The organism is Mesorhizobium sp. M0598 (assembly GCF_040320865.1).
Lineage (GTDB): Bacteria > Pseudomonadota > Alphaproteobacteria > Rhizobiales > Rhizobiaceae > Mesorhizobium.
Genome location: NZ_JAMYQL010000008.1, coordinates 193,886 through 219,184, shown reverse-complemented (window position 1 = coordinate 219,184; position 25,299 = coordinate 193,886). Strand labels below are relative to the sequence as shown.

General features: G+C 63.1%; 24 protein-coding genes. 13 read left to right on the top strand and 11 right to left on the bottom strand.

Going from position 1 to position 25,299, the window contains the following annotated elements; genetic code table 11:
• Positions 1–173: 173 nt before the first annotated feature.
• Entirely contained in the window at positions 174–524 is a 351-nt protein-coding gene (locus tag NKI59_RS13680) for an ArsC family reductase (protein WP_352590073.1), read from the bottom strand.
• Positions 525–693: 169 nt separating this feature from the next.
• On the opposite strand from NKI59_RS13680, the gene NKI59_RS13675 reads away from it, so the two are divergent.
• Together NKI59_RS13675 and NKI59_RS13670 are read left to right on the top strand one after the other, a co-directional pair.
• On the top strand, positions 694–1,044 hold the full coding sequence (locus tag NKI59_RS13675; protein WP_352590076.1) for an ArsR/SmtB family transcription factor: 351 nt from the start codon (positions 694–696) through the stop codon (positions 1,042–1,044).
• A complete protein-coding gene (locus NKI59_RS13670) occupies positions 1,041–1,526 on the top strand; it encodes an SRPBCC family protein (protein ID WP_502897426.1) in 486 nt (161 codons plus the stop codon). The genes NKI59_RS13675 and NKI59_RS13670 overlap by 4 nt, the downstream gene beginning before the upstream one ends.
• 124 nt (positions 1,527–1,650) lie before the next feature.
• Here NKI59_RS13670 and NKI59_RS13665 read toward each other — a convergent pair whose 3' ends face one another.
• From NKI59_RS13665 to NKI59_RS13635, 7 genes are all read right to left on the bottom strand, one after another.
• Complete coding sequence (locus NKI59_RS13665; RefSeq protein WP_352590079.1) at positions 1,651–3,078, bottom strand: aldehyde dehydrogenase family protein; 1,428 nt, start codon at positions 3,076–3,078, stop codon at positions 1,651–1,653.
• Positions 3,079–3,112: 34 nt separating this feature from the next.
• Positions 3,113–4,198, bottom strand: a complete 1,086-nt coding sequence (locus NKI59_RS13660; RefSeq protein WP_352704717.1) for an ABC transporter ATP-binding protein — start codon at positions 4,196–4,198, stop codon at positions 3,113–3,115.
• Entirely contained in the window at positions 4,188–4,796 is a 609-nt protein-coding gene (locus tag NKI59_RS13655) for a cupin domain-containing protein (protein WP_352590085.1), read from the bottom strand. Before NKI59_RS13655 ends, NKI59_RS13660 begins: the two co-directional genes overlap by 11 nt.
• 205 nt (positions 4,797–5,001) lie before the next feature.
• Positions 5,002–6,072, bottom strand: coding sequence for an ABC transporter substrate-binding protein (locus tag NKI59_RS13650; protein ID WP_352704715.1), 1,071 nt, complete (start codon positions 6,070–6,072; stop codon positions 5,002–5,004).
• Positions 6,057–6,935 carry an ABC transporter permease gene (locus NKI59_RS13645; protein WP_352590091.1) on the bottom strand — a complete coding sequence of 293 codons (879 nt, stop codon included), beginning with the start codon at positions 6,933–6,935 and terminating at the stop codon, positions 6,057–6,059. The genes NKI59_RS13650 and NKI59_RS13645 overlap by 16 nt, the downstream gene beginning before the upstream one ends.
• Complete coding sequence (locus NKI59_RS13640) at positions 6,932–7,819, bottom strand: ABC transporter permease (RefSeq protein WP_352590094.1); 888 nt, start codon at positions 7,817–7,819, stop codon at positions 6,932–6,934. Before NKI59_RS13640 ends, NKI59_RS13645 begins: the two co-directional genes overlap by 4 nt.
• 84 nt (positions 7,820–7,903) lie before the next feature.
• The gene (locus NKI59_RS13635) at positions 7,904–9,187 is read right to left on the bottom strand and encodes an NAD(P)/FAD-dependent oxidoreductase (protein ID WP_352590097.1); all 1,284 of its coding nucleotides are present in this window, start codon (positions 9,185–9,187) and stop codon (positions 7,904–7,906) included.
• A 225-nt stretch (positions 9,188–9,412) separates the two neighbouring features.
• On the opposite strand from NKI59_RS13635, the gene NKI59_RS13630 reads away from it, so the two are divergent.
• The 6 genes from NKI59_RS13630 (at position 9,413) to NKI59_RS13605 (ending at position 15,599) form a co-directional block, all read left to right on the top strand.
• Positions 9,413–10,570, top strand: coding sequence for a fumarylacetoacetate hydrolase family protein (locus tag NKI59_RS13630; protein ID WP_352621196.1), 1,158 nt, complete (start codon positions 9,413–9,415; stop codon positions 10,568–10,570).
• Between the two features lie 77 nt (positions 10,571–10,647).
• Positions 10,648–11,442 carry an SDR family oxidoreductase gene (locus NKI59_RS13625; protein ID WP_352621194.1) on the top strand — a complete coding sequence of 265 codons (795 nt, stop codon included), beginning with the start codon at positions 10,648–10,650 and terminating at the stop codon, positions 11,440–11,442.
• A 250-nt stretch (positions 11,443–11,692) separates the two neighbouring features.
• Positions 11,693–12,625 (top strand): substrate-binding domain-containing protein, encoded by a 933-nt coding sequence (locus tag NKI59_RS13620; RefSeq protein WP_023716807.1) that lies wholly within the window; start codon positions 11,693–11,695, stop codon positions 12,623–12,625.
• Between the two features lie 107 nt (positions 12,626–12,732).
• Entirely contained in the window at positions 12,733–13,719 is a 987-nt protein-coding gene (locus NKI59_RS13615) for an ABC transporter permease (protein ID WP_352590106.1), read from the top strand.
• Positions 13,720–13,722: 3 nt separating this feature from the next.
• A complete protein-coding gene (locus NKI59_RS13610) occupies positions 13,723–14,517 on the top strand; it encodes an ATP-binding cassette domain-containing protein (protein WP_023674040.1) in 795 nt (264 codons plus the stop codon).
• A 59-nt stretch (positions 14,518–14,576) separates the two neighbouring features.
• Entirely contained in the window at positions 14,577–15,599 is a 1,023-nt protein-coding gene (locus NKI59_RS13605; RefSeq protein WP_352704713.1) for a LacI family DNA-binding transcriptional regulator, read from the top strand.
• Positions 15,600–16,147: 548 nt separating this feature from the next.
• Here NKI59_RS13605 and NKI59_RS13600 read toward each other — a convergent pair.
• Positions 16,148–16,729, bottom strand: coding sequence for a TetR/AcrR family transcriptional regulator (locus NKI59_RS13600; RefSeq protein WP_031211029.1), 582 nt, complete (start codon positions 16,727–16,729; stop codon positions 16,148–16,150).
• A 253-nt stretch (positions 16,730–16,982) separates the two neighbouring features.
• Between NKI59_RS13600 and NKI59_RS13595 the strand changes: the two genes are divergently transcribed.
• Genes NKI59_RS13595 through NKI59_RS13585 form a run of 3 tightly spaced genes read left to right on the top strand, consistent with a single transcriptional unit; the run spans position 16,983 to position 21,599 of the window.
• A complete protein-coding gene (locus NKI59_RS13595) occupies positions 16,983–17,255 on the top strand; it encodes a hypothetical protein (protein ID WP_352704711.1) in 273 nt (90 codons plus the stop codon).
• Positions 17,249–20,428: an efflux RND transporter permease subunit gene (locus NKI59_RS13590; RefSeq protein ID WP_352704709.1), complete on the top strand. Its 3,180-nt coding sequence runs from the start codon at positions 17,249–17,251 to the stop codon at positions 20,426–20,428. The genes NKI59_RS13595 and NKI59_RS13590 overlap by 7 nt, the downstream gene beginning before the upstream one ends.
• 16 nt (positions 20,429–20,444) lie before the next feature.
• Entirely contained in the window at positions 20,445–21,599 is a 1,155-nt protein-coding gene (locus tag NKI59_RS13585; RefSeq protein WP_352704707.1) for an efflux RND transporter periplasmic adaptor subunit, read from the top strand.
• A 320-nt stretch (positions 21,600–21,919) separates the two neighbouring features.
• Here NKI59_RS13585 and NKI59_RS13580 read toward each other — a convergent pair whose 3' ends face one another.
• On the bottom strand, positions 21,920–22,393 hold the full coding sequence (locus NKI59_RS13580) for a cupin domain-containing protein (RefSeq protein WP_352590118.1): 474 nt from the start codon (positions 22,391–22,393) through the stop codon (positions 21,920–21,922).
• Entirely contained in the window at positions 22,380–23,000 is a 621-nt protein-coding gene (locus tag NKI59_RS13575) for a TetR/AcrR family transcriptional regulator (RefSeq protein WP_352455172.1), read from the bottom strand. The genes NKI59_RS13580 and NKI59_RS13575 overlap by 14 nt, the downstream gene beginning before the upstream one ends.
• Before the next feature lie 251 nt (positions 23,001–23,251).
• On the opposite strand from NKI59_RS13575, the gene NKI59_RS13570 reads away from it, so the two are divergent.
• Together NKI59_RS13570 and NKI59_RS13565 are read left to right on the top strand one after the other, a co-directional pair.
• Positions 23,252–23,977, top strand: coding sequence for a GntR family transcriptional regulator (locus NKI59_RS13570; protein WP_352704705.1), 726 nt, complete (start codon positions 23,252–23,254; stop codon positions 23,975–23,977).
• A gap of 50 nt (positions 23,978–24,027) precedes the next feature.
• Positions 24,028–25,134 carry a mandelate racemase/muconate lactonizing enzyme family protein gene (locus tag NKI59_RS13565; protein WP_352704703.1) on the top strand — a complete coding sequence of 369 codons (1,107 nt, stop codon included), beginning with the start codon at positions 24,028–24,030 and terminating at the stop codon, positions 25,132–25,134.
• The last annotated feature ends 165 nt before the right edge of the window (positions 25,135–25,299 follow it).

Genomic DNA, 25,299 nt, shown 5'->3' with positions numbered 1-25,299 from the left:
CGACGCCTCCCTCAGTACGTCGCCTACAGAATCACACACCAACCCGACGCCGCAACTCACAGATGAGTCATCGACGCAACGAAAAGATGTGTGCATCCCCTAGCACTTTCGTGGGGGCGAGGAACCCAAGCTGGAACGAAGCCGCGAAACCTCGCCGTCCCGCTGCACCGGGTTCAACCACCCATCGCCTGCTGATAAATGTCCGGCTTGAAGCCAACCAGTATGCGATCGCCAAGTTCCAGCACCGGACGCTTGATCATCGTCGGTTTGGCCAGCATCAGCGCCTTGGCCTTGTTCTCGTCCAAGCCCAGTCTGTCCTCCTCCGACAGTTCACGGTACGTTGTGCTCGCCTTGTTGAGCAGGATTTCCCAGCCGACCTTGCCTGACCAGCCGTTCAGCCGATCCGCGTCAAGGCCGTCTGCCCTGTAGTCGTGAAAGCGATAGGCAACATCGTGGCTCGCCAGCCAGGAACGCGCCTTCTTGACCGTATCGCAATTGGTGATGCCGTACATGGTGATCGTCAAAACGCGTCCTCGGACCGGTCGAATCTGACGGCACCCTAAAACCGCGCCGCTCACTTTTCCAGCGGCCTCGCCGGGCTCCGCGATTTCCGCGCTTGCCAATGGTAAGGAATTTTCCTAACCATTTCCCGAGCTAATTTTCTCACGAAATAGCCGAGGCAAGGAAACGACCATGACGAGCCTGCAGACCGAAAGCCCCCCGCCGATCGACGGCATTTTCCGGGCGCTCGCCGATCCGACCCGGCGACGCGTGGTCGAGCGACTGAACCGAAGCCCCGCCTCGGTCAGCGAGCTTGCCCAGCCGTTCGAGATGGCCCTGCCATCCTTCATCGAGCACCTCAGGGTTCTGGAAGGCTACGGGCTGGTGCATTCGGAAAAGGCCGGCCGCGTCAGGACCTACCGGCTCGCGCCGGAGCCGTTGAAGCTCGCGGAAAACTGGCTGGCCGAGCAGCGTGCGCTGTGGGAGCGCCGTCTCGACCAGTTCGACGACTACGTACTGAAACTCAAGGAGACAGACAGATGAATATGGTGCCGTTGTTCCAACCCGATCCGAAGCTCGACCTCGTGCTCGAACGGACGATCGAGGCGCCGCGAGAACTGCTGTGGATGGCCCTGACGAGACCCGACCATGTCCGCCAATGGTTCACGCCGAAGCCGTGGATCATCACCGATTGCGAGATCGATCTGCGGCCCGGCGGTCTGTTCCGGACCCGCATGCAGTCGCCCGACGGCAAGGAGGTCAACGATAGGCGTTGCTGCTACCTCGAGATCGTCCAGGACGAGCGGCTGGTGTGGACCGATGCGCTGCTGCCAGGCTACCGGCCGTCAGGCGACCCATTCATCACAGCCGTCATAGCGCTGCAATCGCATGGCGAGACGACGCGCTACACCGCCACCGCCATCCACCGCGACGAAGCCACGCGCAACAGCCACGAGGAGATGGGCTTCTACGACGGCTGGGGCACGGTGGCGGATCAGTTGGCCGGCTATCTCAAGACGATCTGAGGCGACCTGCTTCGCACTCACATTGCGGCCACGGAGCCGTCGTGGCCGTTCAACCGAACGCCGATGCCGAGGCACCAACGCTCGCAACAAACTTGACGGTTAGCGTAATGCCAATGTTGAACGCTCAGGCGCCGTAGCCGATGATGCCCTTGATCTCGAGGAAATCGTGGATGGCCCAGTCGGCATATTCGCGGCCGTTGCCGGACTGCTTGTAGCCGCCGAAGGGCGCAAACGTATCCCATTCCGGATAGTTGATCGACACCTGCCCGGCACGCAGGCGGCTGGCAATCTTGCGGGCGTGGTCGATATCCCCGGACTGCACATAGGCAGCCAGGCCATAGACGGTGTCGTTGGCGATCTTCACCGCATCATCATCGTCATCGTAGGAGATGACCGACAGGACCGGCCCGAAAATCTCCTCCTTCTCGATGGTCATGCCAGGCCTGACGTGGCCGAAAACGGTCGGTCGCACATAATAGCCACGGTTGAGGTGTTCCGGCCGGCCGGGGCCGCCGGTGACCAGCGTCGCACCCTCGGCGATACCTGCCTCGATCAACCGCTGGATCTTGTCGAACTGGACGTTGCTGACCACCGGCCCGAGCTTGGTCTCCTCCGAGCGCGGGTCGCCGACCTTGTGCCATTCGGCGGCCTTCCTGGCGATCGTCAGCGCCTCGTCGTGACGGGCGGCCGGTACCAGCAAGCGGGTCGGCGCATCGCAGGACTGGCCGCTATTGCCGAAGCAGGCGTTGACACCCTTGCGCACCGCCGTCTCGAAGTCAGCGTCGGGCAGCACGATGTTGGCCGATTTGCCGCCCAGCTCCTGCGCGACGCGCTTGACGGTCTCGGCCGCCGTCTTGGCGACGATGATGCCGGCCCGGGTCGACCCGGTGAACGAGACCATGTCGACGTCGAGATGGCCAGCCATGACCTGGCCGACATCCGGACCAGTGCCATTCACCATATTGTAGACGCCCTTCGGCGTGCCGGCGGCGTCCATCACCTCGGAAAAGATGATGCCGCTGATCGGCGCGATTTCGGAAGGCTTTAAAATGACCGTGCAGCCGGCGGCGATCGCCGGCGCCACCTTGCAGACGATCTGGTTGAGCGGCCAGTTCCACGGCGTAATCAGCGCGCAGACGCCGATCGGTTCTTTGACCACCATGGTGGTGCCGCGCTTCTCGCTGAATTCGTAATCCTCAAGCGCCTTGATGGTGGCTTCCATATGCGCCCTGCCCGCCCAGGCCTGCGCCTCGCGCGCCCACCTGATCGGCGCGCCCATTTCCTGGCTGACCGCCTGGGCGATGTCCTCGTAGCGCTCATTGTAGACTTCGAGGATACGCTTCAGCAGCTTCAGGCGCTCGGCCTTGCTGGTTTGCGAGAAGGCCGGGAATGCCGCCTTGGCTGCCGCCACGGCCTTGTCGACATCGGCTTTCGAGCCGACCGAGATTTTGGTGTAGGCCTCTTCGGTGGACGGATCGATCACATCCAGCGTTGCCGCAACCACGGGGCCGACCCATTTGCCGCCGATGAAAAAATTGAGATGATTGCTCATGGGCCGTGCTCCGGTTTTCTAAAAATGAGTGAGACTAGCTAGGTAGCATAGGGCAGTTGGCGCCGCGCCGCAGGCTGATATGCGCCACGTCGCCGACGCTGAATTGAAAACCCTCCGCCCGGCGTGGCGCGTCGATCACCACCTGTGTCCCCTGCCCCAGCTCTGCATGAAGGCGCAAGGTGCGGCCGTGAAAGACGATGCTGTTCACCCGCACCGGTGCGGTACCGGCCGCGGCCTCGGTCGTGGCCAAAATATCCTCCGGACGCACGCCGATGGTGCGCACAGTGCCCTCGCCAGGCAGCTCGCCTTTATCCGAAATCGCTTCCAGCGGCAGGACGCCGGCAGTGAACAGCAGGCGCTCGCCGTCACGGCCGACAAAGCGCGACTGCAGAAGGTTCATGGTACCGATGAAGCTGGCGACGAATTTGGTGGCGGGCCGGTCGTAAAGAGTTGCCGGCGGCGCAATCTGCTCTATGCGGCCCTTGTTCATGACGACAATGCGGTCTGAGATCGACAGCGCCTCGGTCTGGTCGTGCGTGACCATGACGAAAGTGGTGCCAAGCCGCGACTGCAGCCGCTTCAGTTCGACCTGCATCTGCTCGCGCAGATGCGCGTCGAGCGCCGATAGCGGCTCGTCGAGCAGCAGCACACGCGGCTCGCAGACGATGGCGCGGGCAAGCGCGACGCGCTGGCGTTGGCCACCCGACAATTCGGACACGCGGGCGCCGAGCTTCTCGGCAAGGCCGACCATGTCGAGCGCTGCGCCGACGCGCTTTGCCTGTTCGGCACCGGAGAGCCTGCGCAGCGACAGGCCGAAGCCGACATTTTCGGCAACGTTCATGTGTGGGAACAGCGCGTAGTCCTGGAACACGGTATTGACGGGACGGCCGAAGGGCCTGAGTGCCGTGATGTCACCGCCTTCGAGCAGAACCCTGCCACTCGACGGGCTCTCGAAGCCGGCGATGACCCGCAGGCTGGTGGTCTTGCCGCAGCCGGACGGCCCGAGCAAGGTCAGGAACTCGCCGCGGGCAATGTCGAGATCGACAGACTCGAGCCCGACGATGCCGCCGGGGAATATCTTGGAGACCTTGTCCAGCCGGACGAGAGGATCAGGCGCCATCGCGAACCTCGGACGGCTTGGTGGTGTTGACCCACAGGATCTGGCAGCGCTCGCTGCCCGGATTGCGGAAGGCGTGCAGCAAGGTGCTCTTGAAGGCGAAGCTGTCACCGGCCTTCAGCCCGTATCTGGTCGAATCGACCACCAGCTCGACCTCGCCGGACAGGACGAAGCCGAATTCATGGCCGGCATGGGCATAGGCTTCCGCGGTGCCGCCGCCGGCTTCCACGGTCACCAGCATGCCGGTCAGCGTGGCGGCCGGCGGCGACAGCAGCGCCTTGGCGGTGCCTTCCGACTTGACCGGGATCTGACGCCGGCTGTTGGCGCGCACACAATAAAGATCGTTGCCGACATCATTGCCGTCGGCGATCAGGGCCGACGGCTCTATATCGAGGGCGGCGGCAAGCGGCCAGATCACGCGGACCCGCAATGACGACATGCCGCGCTCGATCTGGCTTAGCGCACCTATCGAGACACCGGCTTTGGCGGCAAGTTCGGCCAGCGAGAGATTGCGCTCCAGCCTGAGCGCCCGCACGCGCCGGCCGACCCTGACGTCGGCGTCGTCCTTCGGCTTCTCAGCCGCTTCGTCCAGCATGTCCATTCGTTCGTCCTTGTTACAGTATTTTTGGCCGGCGCCGCGCGGTCTTCCCTTCTCCCCCTTGTGGGAGAAGGTGGCCGAGCGAAGCTCGGTCGGATGAGGGGTGTTCCAGAAAACACCAACGCCTCATTCCTTCCAACACCCCTCAACCGTCTTGGCGCTGCGCGCCAATCCACCTTCTCCCACAAGGGGAGAAGGAAGAGCGAACTCAGCCGCCTGCCTTGACCTTCTCGAACATCTTGGCGAGTTCGTCATTCTGTTTCATCGGCCCGGTGAAGATCGTGGTCTTCAGCATCACCTCGGGATCGGAAGGCAGCTGCAGTTTCTCCAACTCCTCCTTTGGCACGGCGGCGAAAGCCGAGCTGGTCGAGCTGCCATAGCCGTAGGCCTGGATCAGATACTTTCCGGAATCCGTTTCCAGCCGGCTGTTGATGAAGTCATAAGCAAGATCGACGTTCCTGGCGTCCTTGAGCATGACGAAACCGCAAGCCCAGGTCAGCATGCCTTCCTTCGGCTTCATGAACTCTACAGGCACGCCCTGCTTCTTCAGCGAGGTTGCCGAGGCGTTCCAGGTCATGGCCGCGACCAGCTGGCCGCTCGCCAGTGCCTGTTCGACCGAGGTCATGTCGGTGGTGTAGTTCGAGAGCAGCGGGCGCTGCTCGCGCAGTTTTTCCGCCACCTTGTCCATCTGTTCCGGTGTCATGTCGAACGGATTGACGCCTGCCAGAAGGGCCGCCACCACCGGTGTGTCGTGGACGGCATCGATGGTCGCCATGCGCCCGGCATATTGCTTGTCCCAGAGCAGGTTCCAGCTGGCTTCGGGGTTCTTCACCAGATCGGTGCGGTAGAGGATCGAGGTATTGCCCCAGTCCCACGGCACCATCCAGACCTTGCCGTCGCCGGCCTGCAGGTCGGGCAGGTTCTTGAAGACCGGGAAGATCGAATCCCAGTTCTTGATGCGCTTGGTGTCGATCGGCTGCAGCAGGCCTTCCTTGTTCCAGCGCGCCACCTTGTCATAGCAAGGGTGCGCGACATCGGGGCGGAAGCCGGCCTTGACCTTGGTGAAGGCGTCATCGTCGTCGCCGAACATCGCGGCTTCGACGCCATCTGGGTGCGCGGCGAGGAAGCTCTTGTTGAAGTCGGGCAGTTCATAGCCCGACCAGGTGAAATATTGCAGCTTGTCGCCGGCAAAGGCGACAGTCGATGCAAGCGCCAGCGCGAAGGCGGCCAGTCCGGTTTTCGCTGTCTTTGCCGTTATCGATTTCAGGTCGAATGCCATTGCAGTTCTCCTCTTTCGGTTTCTTCTGGTTTTGACAGGCTGGCGGGCGCTGGCCGCCGGGTGGCGGCAAGCCCGCGATGGCGCAGGATTTCGGCGAGTGCGGCGATGACGAACGACACTGCCAGGATCGCCGTGCCGAGCGCCATGACGGTCGGCAGCGATTTCGGGAAGCGCAGCTGGCTCCAGATATAAAGCGGCAGCGTCGGCTCGGTGCCGGCAAGGAAGAAGGCGACGATGAACTCGTCGAACGAGGTCAGGAAGGCCAGCATGAACGCCGAAATAATGGCGGGCAGGCTGAGCGGCAGCATCACCCGTCTGAAGGTCGTCCAGTCCGAGGCGCCGAGGTCGAGCGCTGCCTCGCGGATGGTCTTCGGGATGGCGGCGAAGCGGCTGCGCATGACCACCACCGTCGTCGGCAGCGCCACCAATACATGGCCGAGCACAATGGCAATGCGCGACGGCCCGAAACCGGCGAGATTGACCAGGATCAACAGCGAGATGCCGACGATGACGCCGGGGATCAGGATCGGCAGCCGCGCAATGGCACTGATCGTGGCGGCCAGCGGCGAGCGGCCGTAAAGGTCCATATAGGACACGGTAATGCCGCAGAGTGTTGCGCCAGTGGCGGCAATGGCGCCGATGACGAGGCTGGTGGCAAGCGCACCGGACAGCGCCGAATTGCCGACCAGCGTGCCGTACCATTCCAGCGTGAAGCCTTGCAGCGGAAATGCCGCCTGGATCGAATTGTTGAAGGAAAACAGCGGGATCAGCAGTATCGGCAGATACAGGAACACCAGATAGGCAAGGACATAGACACCCAGCCAGCCGCCGCCCTGCCTTGCATCGATACGCGCCGTGTTCATGTGCGGCTGCCGTATCGGCGGTCGGCGAAGCGCACCACCAGCACCACGGCGAGAATGACCAGCATGACGGCGACGGCGAGTGCGGCGCCGAACGGCCAGTCATTGGCCTTGCCGAACTCGGCCTGGATCAGCGTGCCGATCATTGTACTGGCAGGGCCGCCGACCAGCGCCGGCGTCACATAATCGCCGACGGTCGGCACGAAGACGACGAGAGCAGCCGCCAGCACGCCCGGCATCGAATTGGGCAGCACGATGCGGCGGAAGCTGGTGAATGGTTTTGCGCCGAGATCGGAAGCGGCCTCGAGCAGCGATTTCGGGATGGTGTCCAGCGCCACATAGATGGGCAGGATAGCGAACGGCGCATAAGCGTGGGCGAGCGTGACGACGACCGCTGCCGGCGTATTCAAGAACGCCAATGTCGGCTCCGACCAGATGCCGCTTTCGATCAGCGCCGAGTTCAGCACGCCATTATAGGCAAGCACGATCTTCCAGGCGAAGACGCGCAGCAGATAGCTGGTCCAGAACGGCAGGGTCAGCAGGAACAGCAGCAGCCCGCGCCGCTGCCCGGCATGGAAAGCCAGATAGTAGGCAACGGGATAGGCGGTGACGACGGTTGCCAGCGTCACCAGGCCGGCGATGCCCAGCGAGCGCAGCGTCACCGTCCAGTACAGCGGATCGGTGGCCACAGTGACGAAATTCGCAAGGGTGAAACCAGCCCCCAGCAGCGAGCCGTCATTGCCGCGAAAGGCGAGAAAGAACACCAGGCCGAGGGCGAAAAGGATCAGCAAGAACGTGACCAACCCGCCGGGCAGCAGCATGGCGAAGCGAAAACCCGGCGAAGACCGGGTTTCCGGCAGCGGCTGCGTTGCGGCGATGGTCGACATCGACTACCCATCATAATTTGAAATCGACTAAACTTTTTTCATATTCGTGAAGCTGTCAAGCTGTTTCACGCTTGGGCATGAACGTCAGCGTTCGAAGGCGTCCAGCATCCGGTACCAGGCGATCGTCGCGGCAACGCCGACCTGCCGAAACGCATGAAACGGGAATGGCCGGATCGGCGAGACCGGGAACGGCAATTGCCTGGTGTCGCCGCTCGACAGGTAGGAGGCGATGCGCTCGCCAAGCGCGGTCATCAGGCCGATGCCGCGGCCCTGGCAACCGACGACCGCCAGCAGGCCCTTCTCTGGCTCGTGGATATGCGGGAGATGGTCCGGCGTCATTGCCACCCGGCCGAACCACCGCTTTTCAATGGCAATGTCTGACAGCGCCGGATAAAGCCGCAGCAGCGCGCGTTCCAGATGCGCCCAGTCGGCCGGGCCGTTCGGGAAAGCCATGCGGCCGCGCCCGCCGAGCACCAGCCGGCCGTCGGCACTCTTGCGATAATAGACGAGGATGCGGCGCGAATCCGACACCGCCTGCCCTTCCGGCAGGATCGCCGCCGCGAGATTGGACGATAGCGGCGCTGTCGCGATCTGGAAGGAATGCAGCGGCACGATCGTCTCGGCGAGGCCGGGGAGCAGGCCGCCGGTATAGGCGTTGGTCGCCAGAACGACCGCCTTGGCCTGGAGTTCGGCGCCGCTTTCCGTAGAAACGTGCCAAAAGCCAGCATTCTTGCTGATCTGCATCACGTTCTGGCGCTCGGCGATCTTTACGCCCGCCGCTGCAGCGACGCGCGCCAGTTCCGACGTGTAGGCGAGCGGATCGATGACACCGGCGCGGCGATCGAGCCAGCCGCCGAGATAGCCTTGCGCGCCGGTCATCGTCGCGATCTCCGTCCTGCTCAGCAGCCGGACATCGGCGCCGCGGGCGCGCCACTGCCGATCCCGGTTCGCCGCCGCTTTCAGCGCGGTCTCGGTATGCGCGGCCTGGATCCAGCCATTGCGGACGAACGGCACCGCCAGTCTTTCGTCGCGGATCAATTCGAAGACGGTGTCAGCGGTCGAGGCGGCAAAGTTGACGAGCGCTTCGCCGCGTTCGAGACCAAAATGCTCCAGCAGCCAGTCCGGATCGTATTTCAGGCCGGGAATGACCTGACCGCCGTTCAGGCCGGATGCGCCATTGCCAATTTCGCCGGCCTCCAGCACCTGGACGGCAAGGCCGAGCCGGGCAGCGTGCAAGGCCGTTGACAGACCCAGAATGCCGCCGCCGACGATAACGACATCGACGCATTGGCCGGCTGGAAAAAGCGACTGGAACGCGGTGGCTGTCCGCGGCTTCTGCCAGATTGGATCGGAAAACCGTAAGTGCAAGCGTCACCTGAAGATTTCAGTAGGTGAAAACCCTAGCGACGGTTTCATTATTTTGAAAGAGCGTTTTCCGTCGCCGTTGGCGCACGTCAGGCTCGATCAAGGTCCAGCGATGCGAAGACCGCTTGAAAGAATTGACAAAGCTCGCCCTGCAAGCGGGATAGACCTTTGACGGGAATTTGTTGAAAGTGCCGCGGCCGAAGGACAAGACAACAGGAAATGTAAGCCATGACGAACGCCACACATTTGCCCGCCGAAGGCCTCTTCGTGGGCCGCGCCCGGGCGAGCGATGCTTCCCATCCGCTGGTGGTCACGGTGCGTGACGGCACGGTCTTCGACATCACGTCAAATGTGGCGCCGACCGTGCGCGACGTTTGCGAATTGCCGGATCCGGCGGGGCACGTCCGCTCGGCCAAGGGGCGGCCGATCGGCCCGCTCGATGCCATTGCCGCTAACAGTTTCGAGACAGCGCGCGATCCGGGGAAACCGTATCTGCTGTCCCCCGTCGACCTGCAGGCGATCAAGGCATCTGGCGTCACCTTTGTCGTCAGCCTGCTCGAACGGGTGATCGAGGAGCAGGCGCGCGGTTCGGCGGAAAAGGCCGACGCCATTCGCGCCGACATCGCCGGGCTGATTGGCCACGATCTGTCGAAGCTCAAGCCCGGCTCGCCGGAAGCGATGGAGATCAAGGCCAAGCTGATAGCGCGCGGCGCCTGGTCGCAATATCTGGAAGTCGGCATCGGCCCCGATGCCGAGATCTTCACCAAATGCCAGCCGATGGCCTCGGTCGGCTTCGGCGCCGATGTCGGCCTGCATCCGGTTTCGACATGGAATAATCCGGAGCCGGAGATCGCCATGATTGCCGCCGGCAGCGGCAGGATTGTCGGGGCGACGATCGGCAACGACGTCAATCTGCGCGACGTCGAGGGGCGCTCGGCGCTGCTGCTCGGCAAAGCCAAGGACAATAACGCTTCGGCAGCACTTGGCCCCTTTATCCGGCTGTTCGATGAGACATTTTCCATTGGCGACGTGAAGCAGGCGATCGTACGCCTGAAAGTCGAAGGCGAGGATGGGTTCTCGCTGGAGGGCGCCAGTTCGATGGCCGAGATCAGCCGCTCGCCGGAAGAGTTGGTCGCCGCCGCCATGGGGCCACATCACCAATACCCGGACGGGCTGGCGCTCTATCTCGGCACCATGTTCGTGCCGTCGAAGGATCGCGGCGAAACAGGCAAGGGCTTTACCCACAAGGTCGGCGACATCGTCACCATCTCGTCGGAGAAATTCGGCGCCTTGGTCAACCGCGTGCGGCTGTCGCCCGACTGCCCACACTGGACCTACGGCGCCAGCCATCTGATGCGTGACCTCGCAAGGGCCGACCTCATCTAGTCCCCCACCCTACATCCGATATATTCTAGAATTCTCTGATTGGAAATTACCTGCTCGTCGGCATTCGGGAGAGTCCATTGATCGTCGCTCTTGAGGGCAAGACCCTTGTCGTTACCGGCGGAACGCAAGGACTTGGTGAGACCATCGTCCGGCTGGCCTCAGCCGACGGCGGCGAAGGGATCGCCATTGTCGGCCGCAATGCCGAGCGTGGCAGACGCATCGCCGAAGAGCTTTCACGACCAAGCCGGCCCGTCGTCTTCATCCAGGCCGACCTTGGAGATCCGGCCGCGCCTGCAGCTGTCATGGCGGAAGCGATCAAAAGACTCGGCCGCATCGATTGTCTGGTGAACGCCGCGGCCCTCACCGACCGGGCCTCTCTGGAAACTGGCACAATCGACGACTGGGACAGGTTGTTTTCCGTCAATGCGCGCGCGCCGTTTTTCCTCATGCAGGGGGCCGTAGCCGACATGAAGACACGGCGGGCGGCGGGCGCCATCGTCAACATACTGTCGGTGAATGCGCATTGCGGTGCGCCGGACCTTGCCATCTATTCCGCAACCAAGGGCGCGCTTTCGACGCTGACCAGAAACATTGCCAACGCACATCTTTCCGATCGCATCCGCGTCAACGGCATCAACATGGGCTGGGTAGCGACGCCGGCCGAACAAGAGATGCAGGCGCGCACGCTGGGCAAGGGCGAAAACTGGGCAAAGATTGCCGCCGCCGGCCTGCCGCTTGGTCGATTGCTGACCATGGACGAAGTCGCCCAGCTAACGCTGTTCCTGCTCAGCGACGCCTCCGGGCTGATGACCGGGACGCTTATCGACCTAGAGCAATACGTGCTCGGCGCGCCGCCGCGCGGGATTGCATGACGGTCACAAGGCCGATCGTCGGCCGCCTGGAAAATATCAGCCAAACTGATGCAATCTGATGGGATTGCTGATGGCGTGGTGCCTTGCGCCAACGTCCATTGGCGATGGAGGCTTGCCATCGGTCGAAAAAGGGAATGCTCTAATGCGCCCAGGTCGACGCTGGCAAATGCGACCACGGTTGTTGGCCGCGCACGGCTTTGGCCGCGATCGTCGTCGGAGGAGGAGTTCGGTTCAAATGGGAGGAAATCAAATGCTGACGAGGCTAAGACTGCTTGTACTTGGCTTGGTGGTGGCGCTGGCCATTCCGGCCGCGGCACAGGCCAAGACGTTCTACTGGATTTCGCATGGCGGCCCGGCCGATCCGGTCTGGACCTACTTCCTTGCCGGCGCCAAGCAATGGGCGACGGACACCGGCAACACCGTCAACACGTCGTTCCACAATGGCGACGTGGCGTCGCAACAGGAAGCCGTCCGCGCCGCAATCGCCGCCAAGGCCGACGGCATCACCACGACCAGCCCCGATCCGGGCAGCCTTGTCGAGATCGTCAAGGAAGCGCGGGCGGCGAACATCCCGATCATCAACTTCAACACGCCCGACCCGAAGGCGGATTTCAACGCCTATGTCGGCGGCGACAACGTCACCTTCGGCAAGCATTGGGCGCAGTATTTGGTCGACAAGGGCCTGGTGAAGAAGGGCGACTTCGTCTGGATGCCGGTCGAAATTCCCGGCGCCACCTATGGCGTCCAGGAAGAGGAAGGCATCAAGAGCGTCTTCGAGCCGCTCGGCATCACCTATGAAATCACCGAAGCGACGCTCGACCAGGCCGAAGTGATCAACCGCATGGTCGATTACCTCACCGCCAACCGGGCCAAGGTCAAGGCGGTCATCGGTCTCGGCGACCTTGTCACCGGCTCGATCAAGCGGGTGTTCGACCAGGTCGGCGTCAAGCCGGGCGAAATCCCGGTCGTCGGCTGGGGCAACTCGCTCGACACCACCCAGGAAGTGCTGAACGGCTACGTCAATGCCGGCCAATGGCAGGATCCGCAGGCGACCAGCTACGTCGCGCTCTCGCTCGCCAACATGGCGGCGAGCGGTATCCCGCCTGGCTTCGACGTGATCACCGGCGCGCTCTACGAGAAGGACACCGCGGCGGTCTACGACAAGATCCTGTCCGGCAAATAAATCCGCGATCGAGTTGGCCACGGCCGCTTCGGCGGCCGTGACCGTCTCATCATTCCGCCGAAGCCGGTTGCGGTCGCGGCCAAATCCAATCCTATCGCGGGTCCAAGGTGGAAAATCGTTCTCTTATCCAACGCTCGATCGCGCGGCCCGAGTTCGGGCCGTTTGTGCTGCTCGTCGTCGAGATCGCCGTGTTCTGGGGCATCAACCACGACTTCCTGTCGCCGCAGAACATCTCGAACACGCTGGCCTTCACGGTCGAGCTCGGGCTGATCGCGCTGGCGATGACGCTGTTGATGACATCAGGCGAATTCGACCTCTCGGTCGGCTCGGTGTTCGGTTTCTCGCCGGTCCTGATGTGGACGTTGTTCAACAGCGGCGTCGCCTCGCTCGAAGCCGCCTTCGTCATCTCGCTGGTGGTCGCTGCATTCATTGGACTGGTCAATGGCTGCTTCGTGACGCAACTCAAGATCCCGTCCTTCCTGGTGACGCTGGGCATGCTGCTGGTGGTGCGCGGCACCGCTTTGTTCGTCACCAACGGGTTTCCGCAGCGGACCTGGAGCGCCGAGGGCAGCTGGCTGGCGGAAGCGCTGGTCGGCGATTTCTTCATCGGGCCGTTCCGTATCTACATGTCGCTGTTCTGGTTCATCGCCGCCGCAATCGTGCTCGGCTACGTTCTGACGCAGAGCCGGACAGGCAACTGGATCCAGGCGGCCGGCGGCAACCCGAGTGCTGCAAGGGCGCGCGGCGTCAATGTCAGCGGCGTCAAGATCGGCCTGTTCATCCTGTCGTCGATCCTGGCCTCGCTTGCCGGCGTCATCTCCTCGCTACGCACCTCTGCGGCCAACCCCAACAGCGGCACCGGCTACGAGCTCGAAGTCATCGCCATGGTGGTGATCGGCGGCACGGCGCTGACCGGCGGGCGCGGCACAATCATCGGCACGGTGCTCGGTATCCTGATCCTGCGCGTGATGCGCAACGGCATCGTGCTGATCGGTGTGCCCGGCCTTGCCTATAATATTTTCATCGGCGCCATCATCCTCGGCATGATGGCGCTCCATTCATGGCTGGAACGCCGGCATCAGGCAGGGACTTGAACCATGGCCGAACCGCTTGTCCGCATGGAAAATATCCGCAAGTCCTATGGCCGCGTGCAGGCGCTGGTTGATGCCAATTTCCATGTCAACGAAAGGGAGATCGTTGGACTGCTCGGCGACAACGGCGCCGGCAAGTCGACGCTGATCAAGGTGCTATCGGGCGCGGTCCCGCTGACCAGCGGCGACATCTTCATCCGCGGCAAGAAGGTGAATCTGCGCAGCACCAGCGACGCCATCGCCCATGGCATCGAGACGATCTACCAGGACTCCGCGCTGGTGACGCAGCTGTCGATCGCCCGCAACCTGTTCCTCGGACGCGAGCCGATCAAGCCGCCGCGTTTCCTCAACCGCATGGACCAGGAGGCGATGAACGTGGTTGCCCGCGACCTGCTCAAGCAGGTCGGCATCTCGAAGAACATCCCGCCGACGACGCCGATCGGCTCGCTCTCCGGCGGCGAGCGGCAGGCGGTGGCGATTGCGCGCGCCATGCATTTCGACAGCGATCTCATCATCCTCGACGAGCCGACCAACAATCTCGGCGTCGCCGAAACGCAAGGCGTGCTGAGCTTCGTGCGCAGTGCCCGCGATTCCGGCCATTCCTGCATCTTCATCGCCCACAACATCCATCATGTCTTCCAGGTGGTCGACCGCATCGTCGTCATGCGCCGCGGCAAGGTGGTCGCCGACGATATCGACCCGAAGAAGACCAGCGTCGCCGAAGTCGAACGCGTCATCACCGGCATGTCGGACAAGGAGATCCATGACGCGCTGGTCGAGGGCACGCAACGGCCCGGCTGAGCAGCCGGGGGTCGGCCTGATCGTCGAGGCACTGGATCGCATCGCCACATGGTTGCGACATGAAAGCCACCGTTTCGGATATTGCCAGGAGCTGCGGCCTGTCGACCGCGACGGTCGACCGTGTGCTCAACAACCGGGCGGGAGCCAGTGCCGCCAACCGGCAGCGCGTGATGGAGGCGGCCAAGCAGCTCGGCTATCTGCCGGTGGTCGACCAGGTAGCGTTGCCCTCGCGGCCGGCGCATCTCGAATTCTTCCTGCCGATAGGCAGCAATGCCTTCATGGCCGATCTGGCCAGGCACATCGAGGATTATGCGGCGCGCCTGCCGCTGGTCGCCTCCTGCCGCATCCACAAGCTCGCCGGCATCTCGCCGAGTGCCTTGCAGGCGGCCGTCGAAAACCTCTCGCTCAAGGCGAACGGTGTCGGCGTCATTGCCGTCGATCACCCGAGAACGCGCAACATCTTGCGCGAGATCATCGAGGCCGGCATCCGCCTGGTCACACTTGTGTCCGATGTTCCGGGCGCGCCCCGCTCGGCCTATGTCGGCATTGACAACCGGGTGGCCGGCCGTACGGCGGCGCTGCTGATGGGACGGTTCCTCGGCGGCCGCCAGGGCCATCTGGCGATGGTCGTCGGTTCACGCTCCTACCGCGGCCATGAGGAACGCGAGATGGGCTTTCGCTCCGTGCTCGGCGAGGAGTTCCCCAACCTAACCGTCACTAGCGCCGTGGAGATCAACGATGAGCCGGAGGTCAGTTATACCGCGACCATGAAGGCGCTGCACAACGCGCCGGAGCTGCTCGGCATCTATTGTATCGGCGCCGGGCGCTCGGGCGTGGCAAAAGCATTGCTCGAAGTCAGGCCGCAGACGAAGCCGGTGTTCATCTGCCATGATCTGACGCGCGAGACGCGCGGCTATCTCGTCGACGATCTGCTCGACGTCGTCATCGACCAGAATGCGCGGCTGATCGCCGAACAGTCGGTCATTCGCCTGCTCGGCTCGATCGCCTCGTCGGCGCCCTATCTGACGCGGAAATTCATCGAGCCGCGCCTGATCTTCAAGGAAAATGTCCCGGTGCAGTGATGTCGCGCGAGGCGATGGTCGCTCGGGCCTCGATCGTTAAAATTCGGTTGATACCGCAAATCTGCACATCACCTATGCAACTTTTGTGGTTGCCGAATCATTGGGCAATCGATAGTTTTGCAGGTGTCGGCCATCTACTCCTCCCAGATGCGATGCCGACGCTGAGTGCGGTACACCTCCTCCCGTGCCGTATTCGAAATCGAGCCCGCTGCCACCTCCTCCCGGCAGCGGGCTTTTTTTGTTCCAGCTCCGGGATAGCGGCCAATGCTTGCGGTCGGGACAGCACCGGACACGTTTGCTGATCCGCGGATCGATGAGCTTCGCTGCGACCGCCGCGGCTTGTCGGGCAGAATCCTGTCACACTTGTCACTCTCACCGGTTCGCCGGCGGCCCTATCCTGCCTCACGACCAGCGATCAACGCCGCGCCGGCCATGGTGCGGAGGATCGGCACAGGAGACGCGAGATGGCACATCGCGATGGGACGAGACATCACCCGGCGACGCGGCCCGCAATCGAAACGCCACGTATCGTTTCGCCGCTTGCGAGACTATCTGGCCCTGAAAGACGTGATCAGGCCTTCCGCCATGCGGACGAACTGCGCGCTCGGGCCCTCGGCGCCGACGCTTTGCAGGCTGACGCGGGCGCCCTCGAGCAGAAGCGACAGCGTATCGGCGAGAAGCTCGGCCTGTCCGATACCCGCATCGCGACACAGCGAGACCAGACGCTCGCGCTGCGCTTCCTTGAGTTCCTTGATCACTTGCCTTGCCGGATGATCGGCCTCGCTCAGCTCGATGGCGGCGTTGGCCATGTCGCAACCGCGACGATCCGACATCAGGCAATCGGCCGCCATCCGGACCCAGGCATGCAGCTGCGCCAGCTTGTCGCCCGGATTCTCGGCCTCGAACTTTTCCCACATCGCGTTGGCGCTGCAAGCGGTCGCCCGCAGACATTCGATGATCAGGTCGTCCTTGGACTCGAAATGCCGGTAGAGCGTCATCTTGTTGGTGCCGGCCGCCTCAGTGATGGCGTCGATGCCGACGCCGCGAATGCCATGCTTGTGAAACATGTCCCGTGCCGTCTCCAGGATCCTGTCCCGGGGGCGAACACGCTCCACAACACCGTCTGTCATCAAAACCTCCGTGATTGCGTTTCCCGAAATTCCCTCGGCGCACCTCTTGACTAGGGTGTTACCGGTCTGTAACGTTAGAGATGTTACTTACCTGTAACACCCGCATTGCATCATGTCAAACTCGCAAGTGCCGGCCATCAACCCCGCCCCGATCGGCAAGGGGACGAACCGCACCTTACGGCCCCGGCCGGCGAGCAAGAAAACACCCGATCCGCGGCTTGCCGCGGATCAGCAAAAACCAGGAGCCGCTTCGATGTCGCAGCGCAATGATCTGACGATCGATGAAGTTGTGAGGGATCCGATGATCCGCATGCTGATGAAGGCCGACCGCGTCGACCCGCGGTCTTTCGAGGCGATGCTGCGTGCGCTGGCGGACGAACAGGCCGAGCGCCGCAATGCGCCGCGCAGCCTTGAAGATTTCGGCTTTCTCGAAGATTCCGGCTCAACACGCAGCCGGCGGCTTTCCAGGGTAGCCAGGGCGTTTGGCCGGGCCAGAGCATCGGGCGAGGCGTGCATATCATGGTAAACTTCTTCATTCATCGTCCGATCTTTGCGTCGGCGATCGCCATCATCATGGTGCTCGCCGGAGGGATCTGTTATTTCCTCCTGCCCGTCTCGCAGTTTCCCGACATCACGCCGCCCCAGGTCGTGGTCAGCGCCCATTACCCGGGCGCCAGCGCGCAGGTCGTCGCCGACACGGTGACGACGCCGCTCGAACAGCAGATCAACGGCGTCCAGGGGATGACCTATATGTCGTCGTCGAGCTCCAATGACGGCTCCTCGACGCTCACGATCACCTTCGACGTCGGCTACGATCTGAGCACGGCGGCCGTCGACGTCCAGAACCGCGTTTCGCAGGCGGCTTCCTCGTTGCCGGCCATCGTCAATCAGGGCGGCGTGACGATCAAGAAGCAGAACCCGAACTTCGTCCTGATCGTCGACCTCACCTCGCCAGACGGTTCCGTCAACCCGGTCGCGCTGAGCAACCTCGCCTACTTGCAGGTGGTCGATCCGCTGAAGCGCCTGCCCGGCGTCGGCGACGTGCAGATCTTCGGTGAGCGGCGCTATTCGATGCGCATCTGGCTCGACCCCGACAAGCTAGCCAATCTCGGCATTACTGCCGTCGACGTGCAGAACGCCGTCGCCGAGCAGAACGTCCAGGTGGCGGCCGGCAAGATCGGGCAATCACCGGCTCCGGCCGGCACTGCCTTCGAGATGCAGGTCAACGCCATCGGCAGGCTGAGCGATCCCAAGGAGTTCGGCGACATCGTCGTGCGGGCCAATACCGCCAACGGCTCGCTGGTCAGGCTGCGCGACGTTGCGCGCATCGAGCTCGGCGCGCTGCAATATTCGTCGTCGGCCTTCTTCGGCAAGGACCCGACGGTGGTGCTCGCGGTCTACCAGATGCCGGGCTCCAACGCGCTCGATCTGCAGCAGCGCGTCAAGGACAAGATGCAGGAGCTGTCGGCCCGTTTCCCGAAGGGCGTCAGCTACGCCATGCATTATGATACGACACGTTTCGTTTCCGCCTCGATGCACGACGTGCTGATCACGCTCGGCGAAGCGCTGGTCCTGGTCGTCGCCGTGGTGTTCATCTTCCTGCAAAGCTGGCGCACCACGATCATCCCGACGATCGCAATTCCGGTGTCGCTGGTGGCGACGCTGGCCGTCATGCATATGCTTGGCTTCTCGCTGAACATGCTCAGCCTGCTCGGCATGGTGCTGGCGATCGGCCTCGTCGTCGACGACGCCATCGTCGTCGTCGAGAATGTCGAACGCCAACTTGAGGCCGGCCTCAAACCGCTGGCTGCCACGCGTACCGCGATGGCGGAGGTTACCGGCCCGATCATCGCCACGACCGCCGTGCTGATGGCTGTGTTCGTGCCGGTTGCCTTCATTCCCGGCGTGTCCGGCCGGCTCTACAACCAGTTCGCACTGACTGTGGCGATCTCCTTCGGCATCTCGGCCTTCGTCTCGCTGACGCTTACCCCGTCGCTCAGCGCCGCCTTCCTGCGCCACCGGCCGGAAACGCAGTTCGTGCTGTTCCGCTGGTTCAACATGGGCTTCGAACGGCTGGCGCATGCCTATGCGAATGGTGTGCGCATTCTCATCCGCCTGCGCTGGATCATGCTTGGCGTGTTCGCGGCCGGACTTGTCGCGACCTATTTCGTCTGGCAGCGCCTGCCCTCGACCTTCCTTCCGGTCGAGGACCAGGGCTATTTCTTCGTCGTCATCCAGCTCCCCGACGGGGCCTCGCTGGAACGCACCGATGCGGTGGCGCAAAAGGCGCGCGACATCCTGCAGAACACGCCCGGCGTCGACATCGTCGGCTCGATCAGCGGCTTGAACTTCCTGACCAGTGCCGCGCAGTCGAATTCGGCGGTCGAATTCGCTATCCTGAAGCCATGGGACGAACGCGGCCCCGATCAGAGCGCGTCTAAGCTCGTCGCCGACGTGCGCAACAAGCTGCTGCAAATTCCGGAGGCTTTTGCGCTGAGCTTCGATCCGCCGTCGATCCCGGGCATCGGCACCACTGGTGGCTTCGAGTTCCAGGTCGAGGACCTGACCGGCCGCGGCAGCGTGGCGCTCAACGATGCGACGCAGGCCGTGATTGCCGAGGCGCGCAAGCAGCCGGAGCTCAACCCGCAGCAATTGTTCTCGTCGTTCTCGACCTCGACGCCGCAGTTCAACTACGATCTCGATCGCGCCAAGGCGAAGCTGCTCGGGCTCAACCTGCCGGACGTCTTCAACACGCTGCAGATCTATCTCGGCTCGCTCTATGTGAACGATTTCAACCTGTTCGGCCGCACCTTCCGGGTGACGATACAGGCCGACAAGGATTCTCGTGCCGGTCCGGCCGACATATCGCGGCTCTATGTCCGCAATGCGTCGGGTGGCATGGTGCCGCTGAGCACGCTGGGCAAGCTTGTGCCCGTCGTCGGCCCCGAGACCGTGCCGCACTACAACAACAATGCGTCGGCCCTGATCAATGGCGGCGCCGCCCCCGGCTTTTCGTCCGGCCAGGCGGTGGCGGCGATGGAACGCGCCGCTGCCACGGCGTTGCCGAGAGACTTCGGCTACGAATGGACCGGCATCACCTATCAGGAGCTCAAGGCGGGATCGATCGCATCCGTCGTCTTTGGTCTCGCGATCGTCTTCGTCTTCCTGATCCTCGCCGCGCAATATGAGAGCTGGGCGATGCCGTTCATGGTGCTGCTGGCGGTGCCGCTCGCACTGTTCGGTGCATTCGTCGTGCTGTGGCTGCGCGGCATGCAGATCGACGTCTATTCGCAGATCGGCTTCGTCATGCTGATCGGACTGGCGGCCAAGAACGCGATTCTGATCGTCGAGTTTGCCCGGCGCCGGCGCGAAGAAGGCCTCAGCATCGTCGACGCCGCGATGGAAGCCGCGCGGCTGCGGCTGCGGCCGATCCTGATGACCGCCTTCGCCTTCATCCTCGGCGTGCTGCCGCTGATGTTCGCCACGGGTGCGGGTGCCGCAAGCCGGCAGTCGATCGGCACCACCGTCTTTGGCGGCATGGTCGCGGCGACGATCCTGTCGCTGGTGTTCGTGCCGGTCTTCTATGCGGTGATCGAGCAGCTGCGCGAGCGCCGCAGCGAGAGCGAACCGGTTTCCGAAGCGACCGAACAACCAACTGCCGAACCCGCCTTCGAGCCATTGGCCGAAGCGGCCGAATAGGACTGGAGAATTGATCATGCGTAAATGGAAAATCGCGCTGGGAACGGCCGTCGCCCTTGGGGCGATTTCGGTGGCGAGCGTTCACCTGCTCGACATGGGCAGCCTCAGCCTCAACGCCGGCACAGCCGGGGCGGCAACCCCCAAGCCGGAAGCTTTTGTCATGCCGGTGCCGGTGGTGAGCGTCGTCAAGAAGACGATCCCGATCTATCTCGACTACGCCGCCCGGGTGGAGCCGATCCGCAGCATCACGCTGCAGGCGCGCGTGCCGGGTTATCTGCAGGAGCAGGTCGCTACCGACGGCAGCGACGTTGCGAAGGGCGACCTTCTCTACAAGATCGCCCCTGAGGATTTCCAGGCTGCCCTCGAGCAGGCGAAGGCGCTTATCCAGCGCGACACGGCGACGCTCGACTATGCGCGCTCCAATCTCGGGCGCGGCAGCGAACTCGCCAAGAGCGGCTATCTCGCCAAGGACGTGTTCGACCAGCGCACCAGCACCTTGCGCGGGGCACAGGCCTCGCTCGCCGTGAATCAAGCCGCCGTACGGACCGCCGAGCTCAATTTGAGCTACACCGAAATCCGTGCCCCGTTCGGGGGACGTATCGGTCGCAGCCAGGCTTCCGTCGGAACGCTGGTCAGCGTCGCCGGCACGGTGCTCAACACGTTGGTGCAACTCGATCCGATCTACGTCACCTTCAATCCGAGCGAAACGGACCTGGCCCAGATCGAGGAGGCCCGCGCCGCAGGACCGATCAGCGTCGACGTCCTGCTTCCCGGTGAAACGGAACCGCGCCAGAAGGGCGATCTTACCTTCATAGACAACACGATCGACCGCTCGACCGGCACGATCACGGCACGGGCGACGATCGGCAACGGCAAGTTCACGCTGCTCCCCGGCCAATATGTCCGCGTCCGGCTGCACGTCAAAGAGCAGCCCGATGCGCTGATGGTACCGCAGACGGCACTCGGCTCAGGCCAGCTCGGCAAATACCTCTATGTCGTCGGCAAGGACAACACGGTCGACCAGCGTATCGTTTCGCTCGGACCGACCAATGGCGATCAGGTCGCCATCTTGAGCGGTGTGGCCGAAGGCGACCGGGTGATTACCGGCAATCTGCAGAAGATCGGCCCGGGAATGCCGATCTCGCCGCTGCCCGAGAAACCGGCCACCTGATAACCCCCATCAGGTTCCGGTCCCGCGGCGCCCTCGGCTCCCACGCCAAGGGCGCCGTTTTTGCTGATGTTTTCGACACGGCCGATTCAAGCCGTAGTGCGAACGGCGGCTCTGGCGACGATGGCAGCATAGAGGCGCTCTCCAACTGTGAAGGCAGTTTGTGGATCAGCAAACGAGACATCCATCCAGCCGACGGCTTGTCGCGGCTACACGTATCACTCGCGCGAACGCCCGCTTCGACCTGGATGGATGGACTGCTGGATTTAGGCGGCATAAGGCACCGTCTTCCAGGTCAAATCCTGGCGCAACGGTTTCGCCGGTCAGGCCGCCTGCAGGATCCGGATCCCGTGGCGTCCGGTAAGCTCGATCACGCGGTTAATCATGCCAGCGGTCGGCGGGCCGGAGGGCGCGTCCTTGGATGCAGCCTCTTCGAAGAATGCGATCATCTCGTCGTCGACGATCGCCATGAAAATAACCGGCACGGGACCAGCATTGCGATAGCCATGGGGCGCGTTGCCCGGAATGGTGACGACATCACCGGGTTCCACCTCATATTCTTGCGCGACCCCATCGATCATTGTCCATATCGTGAGGGTGCCCTCGAGAATGCGGAAAATTTCCGCGGAAGGATGCGTGTGGGGCGGCGTGCCGCTTCCAGGAGGTACCGTGACGTCGATCACGTTGAGTGCCGTCCCAGCGAGCTTTGCCCGGACAGCGACCTGATCGCCCATTACCCAGAAGCCTTGAACCGAATCGGCCGGATGGACCGTCGCTTTGGTCTTATGCCAAGTCACTTGCTTTTTCCTTTCGAACAGCGCCTTGCTGCGATTTTGCCGCATTGAGCAAGGCGCGAATTGCCCAGGCGGCTGCCTCTCCGGCCTCACGGCCGGTAAGACCCCAGTAGTCTTTCATCGTCTGCCAGGCAGTGGCGCTGAACAGGAGCTGGATCACGGCCTCAAGCTGGCGCGCCGCCTTCGGGTCCATTCCGTTTGCGACTTGCGAAAGGCTGCTCTGAAAGGCACGTTGCCGCTCACCATTGGCTTGCAGGCGCATCTCGCGCCCGGTAGCGCTCGCATGCGAGGCTCTGACTACGCCTTCGATTGCGTCCAACGAGGCGAAAAGGTCGGGAGGAAGATCGATCAGATCCTGCTCCCGCTCAGGCCAGAACCGCACTCCCAGAGAGGCATTGGTGCTGGCCCAAAAGGCTTCCAAAAGCGCTTCCTTCGTCGGGAAATGGCGGAAGATGGTCCGTCGGTTTACGCCCGAAACCTCGGCAACCTCATCGAAGCCAAGGAGGCTGTACGGATTTTGCTCCAGAATCGTTCGAATGGACGCGAGGATGCGCTCGCGCGTGGCCTGCGCCTGCTCTGCCCGCAGCGGGCTCTCGTATTTCTGAGTCATCGTTTGTGAATTCATGTCACTGCTAGTGACACAAACCTTCCCAGTCGTCAATGGACATTGCGAAGGCTACGCACCAGGTTGTTTCCCGCTGCGAGAAGCCAGCTGACGCTCAGCGGCCGGGACCTGGTCGGCTTGCATGGTCAGGCTGGCCGAGGCCGGAAGGGCGCCAATGTCTCCAGGATCGAGAATCCAGCTCTTGTAAGATTGTCGACAATCTGCTTGTCTTGCTTTCGGTTCCCTGGAGCAGCCGAATGGCAAAGCTGGATTTCAGTCCGATCGCGGATACGACACGCAGGGCCGAGATCGTGGGGCTGCTCCGGCGGGCGATCCTGACCGGCCGGCTGGAACCGGGACAGAAGCTCAACGAACTCAGGATTTCCGAGCAGATGCGGGTGAGCCGCGCGCCGCTGCGCGAGGCAATGCGCGAGCTGGTGCAGGAAGGCATCCTGACCAGCATCCCCTACGCCGGAACCTTCGTCATCAACGTCACCGCCAAGGACATCGACGACGCCTATTCGCTCAACAAGGTGCTCGACGAGTTCGCCATCGCGCGGACCTGGCCGCTTCGCGACCAGCGCTTCTTCGACGAGCTTGACCGGCGCCATGCGGCGGTGAAGCAGGCGACGCGCGGCCTGGACACGACGCGGCAGATCGAAACAGCGCTGCAACTGCATGGCCTGATCCACGAATGGGCCGACAATTCGGTGCTGCTGGAAACCTGGCAGCGGCTGACCAGCCGGCTGCAGATGTATTTCGCGCTGCACCAGCGGGCGCGCAACGAGCCGGTGCCTGCCGTAGATGCTCACGAGACCTATGTACGGCTGCTCAAGGGCAGCGACATGCGCGCCGCACAGCGCCACGCCAAGGACCATATCGACCTGGATTTCGAAGAACTGCTCGCCTATGCGCGCGGGCTGGAACAGCGCGGCTCAAAGGGCGCCGGCGCCGATCGTGCCGGCCGACCTAAAGGCGGCTGAGCCCGACAAATTTGACGGACATCCCGGAACACAGACAACGGACAGAAAACGTGCAGATCAAAACCATCAAGGCCTACCATGTCGTGCAGCCCTTCGTGGACGGGCCCTACCGCATGTCCAAGGGGCGTGTCGCCGATGCGTTCGACGCGGTGATCGTCGCCGTCACCGCCGATAGCGGGCTCACCGGCTGGGGCGAGATGGCGCCGCTTGGCAATTTCTATTCGCCTGCCTTCGCTGCGGGTACTCGCGCCGGCGTCGTCGAGATCGCGCCGCATCTCATTGGCCATGACCCACGCGGGCTTGCCAGTATCAACAGGTTGATGGACACGGTGTTCAAGGGCCATCCCTACATCAAGTCGGCGCTCGACATGGCATGCTCGGATCTCGCGGCGCGCGCCGCCGACGTGCCGCTGGTCACGTTGCTTGGCGGCCGCGAGAGCGAGACGGCGGAACTCTACAAGGTCGTCACCCACGGCACGGTCGACGCGATGGCCGCACTTGCTAAGCACATCGTCGGGAAAGGATTTCAACGGCTGCAGGTCAAGGTCGGCGGCAACGTCCATGACGACATCGAACGCGTCACAGCCGTTGCCGCCGCGGTGCCGAAGGGCACCGTCATCTTCTGCGACGCCAATGCCGGCTGGACCCCTTACGAGGCGCGCCAGTTCGTGGATGCGACGCGCACCATCGACTACACGTTCGAGCAGCCCTGCACGACGATCGGCGAATGCCTGTCGGTGCGCCGCTCGCTCGACAAGCCGATGGTGCTCGACGAATCCGTCGCCTCGTTGGACGATATGCTCGACATCCACCGCAAGGGCGCGGCCGACGGGCTGACGCTGAAGATCTCGCGCCTCGGCGGCGTCACCAAAACGCGCCAGATCCGCGACCTTGCCGTCGACCTCGGCTTCATGATCACGGTCGAAGACACTGGCGGCGCCGAGATCGACACATCGGCCATGGCGCATCTGTCGCTGTCGACGCCGGAGGAGCGCCGGCTGCACGCCATCGCCTTCCACGAATGGGTGACGGTGCGCACCGCATCCAACATGCCGCCGGTTTCGGGAAGCCGTATGGGCATTCCGGATGGGCCGGGCCTCGGCATCGATGTCGTTCCCGGCCTGCTTGGTGCGCCCTTCTTCGAAATCGGCAGCTGAGCTACAACAAGGCTGCACCCAATCAACCTGAATATGCCGCGTCCTTCTGACTGCGGAGGCACGGCCGTGTGGATGACCGCTCCTCCAATCGTCTTCGGCCGATTGCAGAGCGACAATGCCCAATTGCCGGTTGAAATATTTTTCATTTGCAAATAGAAATGTTCA